The organism is Azospirillum sp. ST 5-10, assembly GCF_051225715.1.
Taxonomy (GTDB): domain Bacteria; phylum Pseudomonadota; class Alphaproteobacteria; order Azospirillales; family Azospirillaceae; genus Azospirillum.
Map to the genome: position 1 here is coordinate 27,042 of NZ_JBPJSP010000019.1, position 13,028 is coordinate 40,069.

A 13,028-nucleotide genomic window follows, 5' to 3' on the forward strand; every position below is an offset into this window, starting at 1 on the left:
GTGGCCGCGGCGCCCACCGGACCGGCAGGTGAGCCATGCGCGTGCTGGTGGTGGAGGACGATCCGGAACTGGGGGCGCAGCTCGTCCGCCGGCTGGAGCGCGAGGGGCACGCCGTCGACCTCGCCCGTGACGGCGAGGAGGGCGGCTTCCTCGGCGCCACCGAGCCCTACGATGCCATCGTCCTCGACCTCGGGCTGCCCAAGGTGGACGGGCTGACGGTGCTGCGCGCCTGGCGGCGCGACGGCGTCACCGTGCCGGTGCTGATCCTCACCGCCCGCGGCGACTGGCACGACAAGGTCGAGGGCATCGACGCCGGGGCCGACGACTACCTCGCCAAGCCCTTCAGCCCGGAGGAGCTGCTGGCCCGCATCCGCGCGCTCATCCGCCGCGCCAAGGGCTTCGCCTCGGCCGAGATCGCCTGCGGCCCGGTGCTGCTGGACACCCGGTCCGGCCGCGTCACCGTGGACGGCCGCGAGGTGGAGCTGACGGGCTACGAGTACCGGGTGCTGTCCTACCTCATGCACCGCAAGGGGCAGGTGGTGTCGCGCGGCGAGCTGACCGAGCACGTCTACGCTCAGGATTTCGACCGCGACAGCAACACCATCGAAGTCTTCGTCGGCCGTCTGCGCCGCAAGCTCGGGGCCGCCGTCATCCACACCGTGCGTGGCCAGGGCTATCGCTGCGAGGAGCCGTGAGGGCGCCGGGCTCCCTGCGCTTCCGGCTGCTGGCCGGGGCGGCGGTGTGGATCACGCTGGCCCTGACCCTGGCCGGCGGCGTGCTCTCCGACCTGTTCCACAAGCACGTGCAGGCCCGCTTCGCGGCGGAGCTGGCCACCCACCTCGACCAGCTCGCCGCCGGGATCGAGCCGGGCGGCGACGGCGCCCCCACCCTGCCCCGCCCTTTGAGCGACCCGCGCTTCCGCCGCCCGCTGTCCGGCCTCTACTGGCAGGTGGAGGGTGGCGGGGCGGTGCTGCGCTCCCGCTCCCTGTGGGACGCCACCCTGGCGCTGCCCGCCGACGCCCTGGCCGACGGGGAGCTGCACCGCCACCCCGTCGCCGGCCCCGGCGACCAGACCCTGCTGGCCCTGGAGCGCACGGTGCTGCTGCCCGACGCCCCGGCCCCGGTGCGCCTCGTGGTGGCCGGCGACGAGGCCGAGACGGCGGCCGCCGAAGCGGCGTTCGACCGCACGCTGGCGCTCTCGCTGGCGGTGCTGGGGCTGGCCCTGATCGCGGCGGCCACGGTCCAGGTGACGGTGGGGCTGCGGCCGCTGGCCCGGCTGCGCCGCGAGCTGGCGGCCATCCGCGCCGGGCGCCGCCGGCGCCTGCCCGACGACGTGCCGGCGGAGGTGCGGCCGCTGGCCGCCGATCTCAACGCCGTCCTCGACCACGACGAGACGGTGGTGGCGCGCGCCCGCGTCCAGGCCGGCAATCTGGCCCATGCGCTCAAGACCGACCTCGCCGTGCTGGCCAACGACGCGCGCGAGCTCGCCCCCGCCGGGGCGGAGCGCCTCCTGCGCCAGGTGGAGCGCATGACCCGGGCCATCGACCACCACATGGCGCGCGCCCGCGCGGCGGCCGCCCATGGCGTGCCCGGCGTACGCACCGATGTCGCTCCCGCCGTCGACCGCCTCGCCCGTACGCTCTCAAGCCTGTACGCGGAACGCTCCCTCGCGATCGCCACCGCAGCCGACCCCGGCTCGGTGTTCGCCGGAGAGCGCCAGGATCTCGAGGAGATGCTGGGCAACCTGATGGACAACGCCTGCAAATGGGCCCGCGCCCGGGTGCGGGTGAGCGCCGCCGCCGACGACATGCACATCGTCCTCGCCGTGGAGGACGACGGCCCCGGCCTGCCGCCGGAGCGCCGGCGCGACGTTCTGGGCCCCGGCGTGCGCCTCGACGAGGCGGTGCCGGGGACCGGGCTGGGACTGGCGGTGGTGAGCGATCTCGCCGGGCTTTACGGCGGCACGCTGACGCTCGGCGACTCGCCGATGGGCGGGCTGAAGGCCACCTTGACGTTGCCGGCGGCCGTCTCCGGCACAGCCTCCGCCCCGGGGCCGCAGGCGGCGTCCAGGTAGGCGAAATACTCGTCGCGCTTGGCGGCGTAGGGGTCGGCGGCGTCGGCGGTGACGTCGGTGGAGTAGCGCAGGGCCGAGGCCGAGCCGCCCAGGTCGATGATGATGAAGTCGGCCATGGCGAGCGTGGTCGAGATGAAGCTCAGCGCGTAGACCTCCAGCGCCACGCCGCCGGCCAGCGCCGCGGCGTTGAACACGCTGGTGGAGCCGACCAGGGGCAGCACCACGTAGGGGCCGGGCGGCAGGCCGGTGCGGCAGAGGGATTCGCCGAAGTCGCGCTCGGTGCGCCGGAGCCCGGCGGCGCCGGCGACGTCGAACAGCCCGGCCAGGCCCACCGTGGAATTGACCGCGAATCGGGCCACCGAGACGCCGACCCCCGGCAGATCGCCCACCAGCGCGTTGTTCAGGACGAATTCGATCTCGGTCAGGTTGGAATAGGCGTTGCCGAGTCCCGTCGCCACCGGGCCCGGCAGCCAGGGGCCGACGGCCGCCACCGCCGGGTCGACGACGTGGTGCACGACTGCCCGGTTGACGGCGAACATGGCGCGGTTGAAGGGCTCGAGCGGATCGTCGGCGCGCGCCTCCGCCGCGCCGACGACGATCAGCGCGGCGGCGAGCGCCAGCGTGCGTTTGGCGGATGGGGCGGTCATACCTGCGGCTTCGTCTCCCAGGGCAGCATACGGGCCAGGACGCCATCCTTGAGGACGTACTGGTGGACGAGGGCGGCCGCGGCGTGCAGGCCGGCCAGCACCAGGATGGCATTGCCGAGCACTTCGTGCACCTCCTCCAGCGTGTGGCCGAGGTCGCGGTCCTCCGCCAGCAGGGTGGGCAGGGTGACTAGCCCCCAGGCGGACACCGGCTGCCCCTTGGCTTGGCTCATCAGCACCCCGACCACGGGAAGCGCCAGCATCACGGCGTAGAGCGCGAGATGTCCGACGAGGGCGGCGCGGTGCATCCACGGGGTGATGCGCGGGGACGGGGTAGGCGGCGGGTTGACGGCACGCCAGACGACCCGCAGCACCAGGAGCGCCAGCAGGGTGACGCCCAGCGACTTGTGCAGCGCCATCAGTTCGAGCCGCTCCGGGCCGCGCGGCAGGTCCTCCGCCAGGGAGGGGATCAGCCAGGCGGCGAGGATGACCAGCGCCATCCCCCAGTGCAGGGCCTGGAAACCCAGGTCGTATCGGTTCTTCTCGGTCACAGGCAGGGCCTCCCGGCGGGTTCGGTTTCAGGAGGTCACTTACGCCCTGCCGGCTGAACCGGGGATGAACGGCGGGCTGTCGCCGGCGCCGGCACGGCGCTCAGCCGAGCACCCGCTCGGCCAGTCCGTGCAGGTCCGGGACGGTCGGCGTGCCCGGCGGGAACGGGTCCTCCTCCCCCGCCGGCACGACGCCGAGGAACGGCAGGCCGTGCGCCGCCGCGGCGTCATGGTCGGTGATGGCGTCGCCGACCATCAGGGTGCGCGCGGCGTCGAGCCCGTGCCCGGCGACGATGTCGCCGACCAGATCCTCCTTCACCCGCGGCGCCCCGCGCACGTCCGTGAAGTACCCCGCCAGCCCGCGCCGCTCGACGATCCGCCGCAGCTCCTCCTCCGGCGTGCCGGAGGCGACGAACAGGGGCAGCGTGCCGGACAGCGCGCGCAGCGCCTCCTCGGCGCCGGGCACGGCGGGGGCCGCTCCCACCGCGTCCTCCACCAGCGCGTTGTAGCGGGCCGACAGCTCGGACATACGCTCGCCGCTCAGCGGCCGGCCGAGCAGCTCCTCCTCGAAGTGCTTGAACTTGAGGAAGCGCGACAGGCCGCCGTGATGGCGCTGGTAGGCGGTCACCGCGGCGACGACCGCGGCGCCGTGCGGCCGGTACAGGGTGGCGAAGGCGTCGAGCTTGAGGCGCGTGGAATCGACGATCACCCCGTCGAAGTCGAAGACGACGGCGCCGTAGCGGGGCCGCGCCATCACACCACCGGGGTGGGCAGCGGCGCGCCGGCGAAGAACGCCTCCAGGTTGGCGAGCACCAGGTCGCCCATGGCGGTGCGCGTCTCCACGGTGGCGCTCGCCTGGTGCGGCGCCAGGACCACGCTGTCGAGCGCGAACAGCGCCTCGGGCACGTGCGGCTCGTCGGCGAAGACGTCGAGGCCGGCGCCGCCCAGCCGCCCCTCCCGCAGGGCCGCCACCAGCTCCGGCTCGTCGACCACGCTGCCGCGGGCGACGTTGACCAGGACGCCGTCGGGCCCCAGGGCGTCGAGCACGGCGCGGCCGACGATGTTCCGGGTCGACGGGCCGGCGGCGGCGGCCACCACCAGCACGTCGCAGCCGCGCGCCAGCTCCACCGGGTCGGCCACGAAGGGCCAGGGCGCGCCATCGGCCGGCTTGCGGTTGGTGTAGGCGATGCTCATGCCGAAGGCCTCGGCGCGCGCGGCGATGGCGCGGCCGATGCGGCCGAGGCCGAGGATGCCCATCCGCTTGCCGGTCACCTTGCGGGACAGCGGCATGCGCTCGTGCGGCCAGCGGCCGGCGCGCACGAAGCGGTCGCCCTGGGCCAGCCGGCGCAGGGTCATGATGGTCAGGCCGATCGCCATGTCGGCCACGTCGTCGGTCAGCACGTCCGGCGTGTTGGTCACCCGCACGCCGCGCGCCCGGGCGTTCTCCAGGTCGACCGCGTCGGTGCCGACGCCGAAGACGGTGATCGCGCCGAGCTCCGGCAGGGCATTCACCACCTCGTTGCGCACGCCGGTGGAGCCGCCGGTGACCACGGCGCGCACCCGCGGCGCCACCCCGGCCAGCAGCCGGTCGCGCTCCTCCCCGGGCGGCGGCAGGCGGTGCACCGTGTAGGCACGGTCCAGCGCCGCCTCGAGCGACGGCATCATCCGTTCGACCAGCAGGATTTCCGGTTTCATAGGCAAGACAGACCTCGGTGCGGCGGGACTGGAGCGGGATCACTCCAGGTCGAACCACCTGGAGTGATCCCGCTCCAAATTCAAATGTTTAGAGCAAGACCGCCTACGGCCGGATCGGCCGTAGGCGGTCTTGCTCTAGTGGGACAGGATCTGGCCGAGGAAGGTGCGGGTGCGCTCCGACCTCGGGTTGGCGAAGAACTCCTCGGGCGGGGCGACCTCGACGATCTCCCCGCGGTCCATGAAGATGACGCGGTCGGCGACCGAGCGGGCGAACCCCATCTCGTGGGTCACGCACAGCATGGTCATGCCGTCCTCGGCCAGCGCGATCATGGTGTCCAGCACCTCCTTGACCATCTCCGGGTCGAGGGCCGAGGTCGGCTCGTCGAACAGCATGATCTTGGGGTTCATGCACAGCGCGCGGGCGATGGCGACGCGCTGCTGCTGCCCGCCGGAGAGCTGGCCGGGGTACTTGTCCGCCTGCTCGGGGATGCGCACCCGCTCCAGGTAGCGCATGGCGGTGGCCCGCGCCTCCGCCTTGGGCACGCCGCGCACCTTGAGCGGCGCCAGCATGCAGTTCTCCAGCACCGTCAGGTGGGGGAACAGGTTGAAGGACTGGAACACCATGCCGACCTCGCGGCGCACGGCGTCGATGTGGCGCAGGCCCTGCCCCAGCTCCTTGCCATCGACGACGATCCGCCCCTTCTGGTGGTGCTCGAGCTGGTTGATGCAGCGGATCAGCGTCGACTTGCCGGAGCCCGAAGGGCCGCAGACGACGATGCGTTCGCCCGGCCGCACCGTCAGGTCGATGTCCTTCAGCACCTGGAAGGAATCGAACCACTTCTGCACCCCCTCCATGACGATGATCGGCTCGTCGCCGAGCCGCCGGTCGGGCCGGCGTCCGGGGGTGCGGTCGGTGGGCTGGGCGGGCATCGCCGTCATGGCATCCTCGCGAGGGTGGGCGTCAGGACTTCTTCAGCTCGGGCAGGTCGCTGTCCAGCCACTTGCGGTGGACGGCGTTGAGCTCCCCGTTCTGCTTGATCTTGGCGACGAAGTCGTTGACCCACTTCATCAGCTCGGGCTGGCCCTGGCGCAGCGCGATGCCCTGGACCTGCCGGCTCAGCTCGAACTTCATCTCGTAGTTGGCCGAGCTGTCCAGCTTCTTGATCTCCCTAGCGACGACGTTGGAGACGCCGATGGCGTCGACCTGGCCGGACAGCAGCGCCTGCACGGCGCTGGCGTCGTCGTCGAAGCGCCGGATGGTGGCGCCCTCGGGGGCGGCGCGGGTGACGGCGGTGTCCTGGGTGCTGGCGCGCACCACGCCGACGCTCTTGCCCTTGAGATCGTCGGGGCCCGAGATCGCCGTCTTGCCCGGCGCCAGGACGCCGATGGAGATGGCGGCGTAGGGGTCGGAGAAGTCGACCTGCTTGGCCCGTTCCGGCGTGATGCCCAGCGAGGCGACCAGCACGTCCACCTTGTCGGTCTGCAGGTAGGGGATGCGGTTGGGGCCGGTGACCGGCACGATCTCCACCGGCACGCCCATCTCCTTGGCCATCAGCTTGGCGACGTCGGCGTCGTAGCCGTCGGGCTTGCCCTGGATGTCGGTGATGCCGAAGGGCGGGAAGTCGACCAGCATGCCGACCACCAGCTTGCCGCGCTCCTTGATCTCCTGGGGCGTGTCGGCGGCGGCCGGCCAGGAGGCGGCGGCGAGCGTGGCGGCGGCGAACAGGCCGGTCGCCACGACGAGGCGGCGGGTGAAGGCGGCGTTCATGAGCGTGTCCTCTCCAGGCTTTGTTATCGGGTGGGGGCGGCGAGCCGCCGCTCCAGGTGGCTGCTGAGCAGCGACAGCGGCCAGCACAGGACGAAGTAGAGCAGCGCCACGATGCTGAAGACGAGGAAGGGCTTGAAAGTGGCGTTGTTGACGAGCTGCCCGGCCCGGGTCAGCTCGGTGAAGCCGATGATGGCGGCCAGCGAGGTGCTCTTGATGAGCTGCACCGAGAAGCCGACGGTGGGCGGGACCGCCACCTTGACCGCCTGCGGCAGCACCACGTAGCGCATCCGCGTGACGTAGCCCATGCCGAGCGCGCGCGCCGCCTCCCACTGCCCCTTGGGCACCGCCTCGATGCAGCCGCGCCAGATCTCGCCGAGGAAGGCGCTGGCGTTGAGCGTGAGGCCGAGGGCGGCGGCGACCCACGGGTTGACGTCGAAGCCCAGCACGGTGGCGCCGAAGAACACCAGGAAGAGCTGCATCAGCAGCGGCGTGCCCTGGAAGAGCTGGATGTAGCCGATGGCGGCAAGGCGCAGCGGCCGCACCTCGGCGGTGCGGGCCAGCGCCACGAACAGCCCGACCAGGGCGCCGCCGAGGAAGGCGATGGCCGACAGCGCCAGCGTCCACTGCACGGCGCTGATCAGGAACCACACCTCGTTCATGGTGAAGGGGCGGATCATGGCGTGCGGCTCCCCGTCAGCGGCGGTCGGCGTAGCCGAACGCGGCGCGGCGGATCGCTGCGAACAGGCCGGAGAAGGCGAGCGCCAGCCCGAGGTACATCACGGTGACGACGATGTAGACCTCGAAGGCGCGGAAGGTCTGCGACTGGATGTTGTTGGCGACCGAGGTCAGCTCCTCCGCCGAGATCGCCGAGACGACGCTGGAGCCCAGCATCAGCAGGATGAACTGGCTGGTCAGCGCGGGGTAGACGGTGCGCAGGGCCGGCTTCAGCACGACGTAGCGGAACACCTGGAGCGGCTTCAGCCCGAGCGCCAGCCCCGCCTCGATCTGCCCCTTGTGGATGGACTCGATGCCGGCGCGCAGGATCTCGGTGGCGTAGGCGCCGACGTTGACCACCATCGCCAGGAGCGCCGCCGTGTCGGGCGACAGCCGCAGCCCGAGCGACGGCAGGCCGAAGAAGACGAGGAAGATCTGCACCAGGAACGGCGTGTTGCGGATGACCTCGATGTAGGCCTGGACCAGCCAGCGCACCGGCCGCGGCCCCCAGGTCTTGCCCAGCGCGCAGACGACGGCCACCAGCAGCCCGAGCACCATGGCGGCCGCCGACAGCCGCACCGTCAGCCAAGCGCCGGCCAGCAGGACGTCGGTGTAGGCGAGCAGCTCGCCGAACCGGAACGTGTAGTCCACCTCGCCCCTCCCCCGGTCCCCGCCTGGCGACCGGGCGGGCGAACGTCGCTTGCAGACGTTTCGTTCCGGATTGTCCGTGGCTCTGAATGAGCCAACGGTAATTGGATCGATCCAATCACGCAACCCCGAAAATCGTCACACCCCCCCGGCCGCCGGGGCCGGCCGCCGCGCCGGCGTCCGCCGGCCGCCGCCGCCGCAGGATTCGCGCACGATCAGTCGGGTCGGCAGGATCACCCGCTCCGGCGCCCCGTCGGGGTCGGCGATGCGGCGCAGCAGCAGCTTGGCCGCCTCCTTGCCGATCTGGAAGGGCTGGGTCGACACGGTGGTGAGCGCGGGGCGCGACAACGCCGCGTCGGGCACGTCGTCGAAGCCGCACACGGCGAAGTCGCGGCCCACCTCCAGCCCGCGGTCGGCGAGGCCGCCCAGCATGCCGAAGGCGACGACGTCGTTGAAGGCGATGGCGGCACTCGGCGGATCCGGCCGGTCGAGCAGCGCGGTCACCGCCTCGGCCCCGGCCCGCCGGGTCAGCGGCGTCCTGAGGACGAGGTCGGCCGGCAGCCCGTGGCGGCGCAGCGCGTCGGCGAAGCCGGCGCGGCGGTCGGTCAGCGCGGAATGGACGAGCTCGCCGCCGACCAGCGCGATGCGGCGGTGGCCGAGGCGGATCAGGTGCTCGGCCGCCATCACCATGCCGAGGCGGTAGTCGCAGCCGGCGTAGTCGCCGTCGCGCGCCTCGAGGTAGCGCAGCGTCTGGATGCACGGCATGCGCCACTGGCGCATGCGCGCGACCAGGTCCTTGTCGCTGCCGGCGGCGGGGCAGAGGATCACCCCGTCGACGTTCTGCTCGCGCATGCGCCGCAAGAAGCGCTCCTGCTTGTCCAGCGCCTCGGTGGTGTTGGCGAGGAACACCGCCACGCCGGCCGCGTCCATGACGTGGTCGACGCCGGCCGTCAGTTCGGCGAAGAACGGGTTGGCGATGTTGGTGACCAGCAGGCCGACGGTCTTGCTGCCGCTGGCCCGCAGGTTGGCGGCGCCGCGGTTGTAGACATAGCCCAGCGCCTCCATGGACGCCAGCACCCGCCGGCGCGTCTCCTCGGCCACCAGCGGGCTCTCGCGCAGGACCAGCGACACCGTCGACCGCGACACCCCCGCGTCCGCGGCGACGTCCTGCAACGTCACCCGCCCGCGCGCGCCCGTGTCCACCCCACCCGCCATGCTGCATGGACCGATTGTTGGATCGATCCAAAGTCTGCGCCGCGCCCCCGCCCCTGTCAAGGGCGGGGGCGTTTCCGCCGCCGGGCCTCAGCCGGTTTCGGTCGCGGCCTCGAGCGTTCGCAACGCGGTCTTCAGGACCTTGCCGTAGGCGTTCTTCGGCAGGGCGTCGACGAACCGGTACGCCTTGGGCCGCTTGAAGCGCGCCATGGCGGACAGGCAGTGGGCGTCGAGCGCCGGTGCGTCGGCAGCACCGGCATCCCGGCGGACGACGTAGGCGACGACGTCCTCGCCCCATTCCGGCGAGGGCCGGCCGATCACGGAGACCTCGACGACGCCGGGGTGGGTGAGCAGCACCTCCTCCACCTCGCGCGGGTAGATGTTGGTGCCGCCGGAGATGATGACGTCCTTCGAGCGGTCCTTCAGGGTCACGTGGCCGTCGGCGTCGAGCGTCCCGCGGTCGCCCGTCCACAGCCAGCCGTCGCGCAGCGCCGCGGCGGACGCCTCGGGCGCCCGCCAGTAGCCGGGCATGACCGGCAGGCCGCGCACCACGATCTCGCCGGTCTCGCCGGGCGGCACCGGCCGCCCGGCCTCGTCCACCACCCGCACCTCCACCGCCGACTGCGCCCGCCCGACGGAGGCGACGCGGTCCGCCCAGCGCGGGTCGTGGCGGTCGGCGATGGCGGCGCGCGGCAGGGCGGTGATCGCCATCGGGCACTCGCCCTGGCCGTAGATCTGCACGAAGCGGGGGCCGAGGACCGCCAGCGCCTCCTCGATGTCGGCCCGGTACATCGGCCCGCCGCCGTAGACGATGGTGCGGATGCCGGCGCCGTCGGCGCCCGCCGCCCGCGCCGCGGCGGTGAGGCGCTGCACCATGGTCGGCGCCATGAAGGCGCTGAGGGAGCCGTGGGCGCGGGCGATCCCCAGCATCTCGTCGGCGTCGAATCCGCCCGAGGGCGGGCTGAGGTGCGCCGCGCCGGCGAGCGTGTGGACGGGGCTGTAGAGCCCGGCGCCGTGGCTCATCGGCGCGCCGTAGTAGGCGGCGTCCTCCGGCCGCACCGCGTCGACGTCGCGCAGGTAGGCGAGCGACATGGCGGCGAGCATGCCGTGGGTGATGATCACCCCCTTCGGCCGCCCCGTCGTCCCCGAGGTGTAGAAGAGCCAGGCCAGGGCCTCCGGCCCGAGGCTCTCGGCGCGGCGGTCGGGCCGGGCGCAGGCGGCGGCGAAGTCCGGCCCGGTCACGTCGAGCCGGGGAGCGCCGGTGACCTCCCGCCCCGCCCCGTCGTCGACGACCACCAGCCGCGCCCCGGCATCGTCGAGGATGCCGTCGACCTCGCGCGGGTGGAGCTTGGCGTTGACGGGCACCGCCGCGACGCCGGCGATCCAGCACCCGTAGAGGGCGACGAGGTAGTCCGGACGGTTCTTCAGGAACAGCGCCACCCGCTCGCCCGGTCCGATCCCCCGTTCGCCGAGCCACGACGCGAAGCCCGCCGCCCGCCGCCGGAAGGCGGTGTAGTCGGCGACGGTCGCCGTTCCGTGCAGCAGGGCCGGCGCCGCCGGCCGGTCGGCGGCCGCCCGTTCCAGCCAAAGCGCGATGTTCATGCCGCCATCGCCTCCAGCACGGTCGCGTAGGTCGCGACGCCCGACCCGCCCATGTTGACGACCAGGCCGCGCGTGGCGCCGCGGCGCTGCATGGCCCCGGCGGCGCCCAGCACCTGCCGGGCGACCAGGACGTGCATCGACACGCCGGTGGCGCCCACCGGATGACCCTTGGCCTTGAGCCCGCCGGACAGGTTCACCGGCAGCCGACCGTCCGGCAGCACCGTCCCCTCCGCAATCGCCTCGCGCCCGCGGCCCTTGGCGGCCAGGCCCATCGCCTCGTAGAGCATCAGCTCGGCGATGGTGAAGCAGTCGTGCACCTCGGCGATGTCGACGTCGTCCAGGCCGAGCCCGGCGCGCTCCAGCGCCCGCGCGATGGCGATGCGCGCGCCGGTGAGCTCGGTCAGGTCGCGCCCCGCCATGGGCAGAAGATCGTTGACCTGGGCGCGGGCGCGGATGCGCGCCGCCCGGGGGGCGCCCCGCGCCACCTCGTCCGCGGCGACCACCAGCGCCGCCGCGCCGTCGGAGACCAGCGAGCAGTCCGAGACCTTGAGCGGCTCGGCCACCATCGGGTTGCGCTCCGACACGGCGGCGCAGAACGCCAGGTCGAGGGGCTTGTGCATCTGGGCGAGCGGGTTGTTCAGCGCGTTGGCGTGGTTCTTCACGGCGATCCGCGCCAGCGCCTCGCCGCTGTCGCCGAAGGCGTCGCGGTGGGCGCGGGCGAAGCGGGCGAAGATCTCGGGGAAGGAGAGCCCCGCCTCCTCGCGCTGGTAGGACGCGCCGGCGAGGCCGGCGGTCACCGCCTCGCGCGGCAGGTGGGTCATCTTCTCCACCCCCACCACCAGGGCGATGCGCACCCGCCCCGCCTCCACCGCGTCGAGGGCGGCGTAGAGCGCCGCCGAGCCGGAGGCGCAGGCGTTCTCCAGCCGCACCGCCGGCGTGTAGCGCAGCCCCGGGTCGATGCCGAGCGCCATCGAGGAGGCGAAGGCGTCGGGCACCATCCCGGCGTTGAAGTGGCCCAGCCACACGCCGTCGACGTCGGCCCCGCCGATCCCCGCGTGGTCGAGCGCCTCGCGCCCGGCGGCGGCGATCAGCTCCTCCAGCGTCTCCGGGCGGCGGCCGAAGGGCGTGTGGCCCCAACCGATGATCGCCGCCATCTCAGGCCCCCGGCTTCACGATGCGGTTGCGCAGCACGCCGATGCGCTCGACCTCCAGCTCCACGACGTCGCCCGGCTCGAGGAAGCGCATCTGCTCCAGCCCGCAGCCGTTGCCGACCGTGCCGGAGCCGAGGAACTCGCCGGGATGCAGCGTCTCCGAGGCGGAGATGTGCTGGATCAGGTCCTCGAAGGACCAGTGCATGGTCGAGGTCGAGCCGCGCCCCCATTCCTCGCCGTTCACCCGGCAGATCATGGTGAGGGCGTAGGGGTCGGGAATCTCGTCGGCGGTGACGAGGCAGGGGCCCATCGGGTTGGCGGTGTCGAAGTCCTTGCCCTTGGCCGGGCCGAGCTGGCCGCCCATCTCCGCCGCCTGGGCGTCGCGCGCGGTGATGTCGTTGAAGATGGTGTAGCCGAAGATGTAGGGCCGCGCCTCCTCCTTGCGCACGTCCTTGGCGGTGCGGCCGAGATAGACGCCGAACTCCAGCTCGAAATCGAGGAAGCGGGAATAGGCGGGCCAGATCACGTCCTCGTCGTGGCCGATCACCGCGAAGCGGTTCGCCTTGTAGTAGATCGGCTGCTCGTAGAAGGTCTGCGGCACGGCGAGGATGCCCTTGGCCTCCATGTCGCGCTCCGCCGCCTCGGGGTCGGCGAACTGCCGGGCACGCAGGGTGCGGGCGTTGCGGAAGGCCTGCCGGAGATGGGTCTCGAAGCACAGGCAGTCGCGCATCTGGATCGGCGGCTGGATCGGCGCGCGCAGCCGCACGGCGTCGCGGGCCACGGTGTGCGCGGCCGCGGCCTCGGCCCGGCGCGCGCGCTCCAGCCCCGCCTCGCCCGCTTCGATGAGACCCTGGATCGAGCCCACCGCCCCGTCGGTGGCGCGCGCCAGGTCGACGATGCGGTGGCCGTCGGCGACGAGCGCACCGGGGCGGGCGATCCCGTCGCCGATGTCGTAGGTGACCAGTTTCATGC

General features: G+C 73.0%; 13 protein-coding genes and 1 pseudogene. 2 read left to right on the forward strand and 12 right to left on the reverse strand.

The features are described from left to right. Positions 1–35: 35 nt before the first annotated feature. Positions 36–695, forward strand: a complete 660-nt coding sequence (locus ACSBPG_RS19905) for a response regulator transcription factor (protein WP_435538949.1) — start codon at positions 36–38, stop codon at positions 693–695. Beyond that, positions 692–2,074 (forward strand): sensor histidine kinase, encoded by a 1,383-nt coding sequence (locus tag ACSBPG_RS19910; protein ID WP_435538950.1) that lies wholly within the window; start codon positions 692–694, stop codon positions 2,072–2,074. Before ACSBPG_RS19905 ends, ACSBPG_RS19910 begins: the two co-directional genes overlap by 4 nt. 56 nt (positions 2,075–2,130) lie before the next feature. On the opposite strand, the pseudogene ACSBPG_RS19915 reads toward ACSBPG_RS19910, so the two are convergent. From ACSBPG_RS19915 to ACSBPG_RS19970, 12 genes and pseudogenes are all read right to left on the reverse strand, one after another. Continuing rightward, positions 2,131–2,721 (reverse strand): annotated as a pseudogene (locus ACSBPG_RS19915) (MlaA family lipoprotein); the annotation flags it as partial. Further along, a complete protein-coding gene (locus tag ACSBPG_RS19920; protein WP_435538951.1) occupies positions 2,718–3,269 on the reverse strand; it encodes a cytochrome b in 552 nt (183 codons plus the stop codon). The gene ACSBPG_RS19920 and the pseudogene ACSBPG_RS19915, both read right to left, overlap by 4 nt. A 100-nt stretch (positions 3,270–3,369) precedes the next feature. Next, complete coding sequence (locus ACSBPG_RS19925) at positions 3,370–4,020, reverse strand: HAD family hydrolase (RefSeq protein WP_435538952.1); 651 nt, start codon at positions 4,018–4,020, stop codon at positions 3,370–3,372. Beyond that, the gene (locus ACSBPG_RS19930) at positions 4,020–4,961 is read right to left on the reverse strand and encodes a 2-hydroxyacid dehydrogenase (protein ID WP_435538953.1); all 942 of its coding nucleotides are present in this window, start codon (positions 4,959–4,961) and stop codon (positions 4,020–4,022) included. The genes ACSBPG_RS19925 and ACSBPG_RS19930 overlap by 1 nt, the downstream gene beginning before the upstream one ends. 135 nt (positions 4,962–5,096) lie before the next feature. Then, positions 5,097–5,900 carry an amino acid ABC transporter ATP-binding protein gene (locus ACSBPG_RS19935; RefSeq protein ID WP_435538954.1) on the reverse strand — a complete coding sequence of 268 codons (804 nt, stop codon included), beginning with the start codon at positions 5,898–5,900 and terminating at the stop codon, positions 5,097–5,099. 22 nt (positions 5,901–5,922) lie between these two features. After that, positions 5,923–6,729, reverse strand: coding sequence for a transporter substrate-binding domain-containing protein (locus ACSBPG_RS19940; protein WP_435538955.1), 807 nt, complete (start codon positions 6,727–6,729; stop codon positions 5,923–5,925). A gap of 23 nt (positions 6,730–6,752) precedes the next feature. After that, positions 6,753–7,406: an amino acid ABC transporter permease gene (locus ACSBPG_RS19945; RefSeq protein ID WP_435538956.1), complete on the reverse strand. Its 654-nt coding sequence runs from the start codon at positions 7,404–7,406 to the stop codon at positions 6,753–6,755. 16 nt (positions 7,407–7,422) lie between these two features. After that, positions 7,423–8,094, reverse strand: coding sequence for an amino acid ABC transporter permease (locus ACSBPG_RS19950; protein WP_435538957.1), 672 nt, complete (start codon positions 8,092–8,094; stop codon positions 7,423–7,425). Positions 8,095–8,229: 135 nt separating this feature from the next. Next, entirely contained in the window at positions 8,230–9,306 is a 1,077-nt protein-coding gene (locus ACSBPG_RS19955; protein WP_435538958.1) for a LacI family DNA-binding transcriptional regulator, read from the reverse strand. Between the two features lie 87 nt (positions 9,307–9,393). After that, positions 9,394–10,905, reverse strand: coding sequence for a class I adenylate-forming enzyme family protein (locus ACSBPG_RS19960; protein ID WP_435538959.1), 1,512 nt, complete (start codon positions 10,903–10,905; stop codon positions 9,394–9,396). Beyond that, positions 10,902–12,059, reverse strand: coding sequence for a thiolase domain-containing protein (locus ACSBPG_RS19965; RefSeq protein ID WP_435538960.1), 1,158 nt, complete (start codon positions 12,057–12,059; stop codon positions 10,902–10,904). Before ACSBPG_RS19965 ends, ACSBPG_RS19960 begins: the two co-directional genes overlap by 4 nt. Position 12,060: 1 nt before the next feature. Further along, a complete protein-coding gene (locus ACSBPG_RS19970) occupies positions 12,061–13,026 on the reverse strand; it encodes a fumarylacetoacetate hydrolase family protein (protein ID WP_435538961.1) in 966 nt (321 codons plus the stop codon). Positions 13,027–13,028: the final 2 nt, after the last annotated feature.

Bases quoted from the DNA above. Each gene is read 5' to 3' on its own strand.
- ACSBPG_RS19905 (WP_435538949.1), top strand. From the start codon at position 36: ATGCGCGTGCTGGTGGTGGAGGACGATCCGGAACTGGGGGCGCAGCTC.
- ACSBPG_RS19925 (WP_435538952.1), bottom strand. From the start codon at position 4,020: ATGGCGCGGCCCCGCTACGGCGCCGTCGTCTTCGACTTCGACGGGGTG.
- ACSBPG_RS19930 (WP_435538953.1), bottom strand. From the start codon at position 4,961: ATGAAACCGGAAATCCTGCTGGTCGAACGGATGATGCCGTCGCTCGAG.
- ACSBPG_RS19935 (WP_435538954.1), bottom strand. From the start codon at position 5,900: ATGACGGCGATGCCCGCCCAGCCCACCGACCGCACCCCCGGACGCCGG.
- ACSBPG_RS19940 (WP_435538955.1), bottom strand. From the start codon at position 6,729: ATGAACGCCGCCTTCACCCGCCGCCTCGTCGTGGCGACCGGCCTGTTC.
- ACSBPG_RS19945 (WP_435538956.1), bottom strand. From the start codon at position 7,406: ATGATCCGCCCCTTCACCATGAACGAGGTGTGGTTCCTGATCAGCGCC.
- ACSBPG_RS19955 (WP_435538958.1), bottom strand. From the start codon at position 9,306: ATGGCGGGTGGGGTGGACACGGGCGCGCGCGGGCGGGTGACGTTGCAG.
- ACSBPG_RS19960 (WP_435538959.1), bottom strand. From the start codon at position 10,905: ATGAACATCGCGCTTTGGCTGGAACGGGCGGCCGCCGACCGGCCGGCG.
- ACSBPG_RS19965 (WP_435538960.1), bottom strand. From the start codon at position 12,059: ATGGCGGCGATCATCGGTTGGGGCCACACGCCCTTCGGCCGCCGCCCG.
- ACSBPG_RS19970 (WP_435538961.1), bottom strand. From the start codon at position 13,026: ATGAAACTGGTCACCTACGACATCGGCGACGGGATCGCCCGCCCCGGT.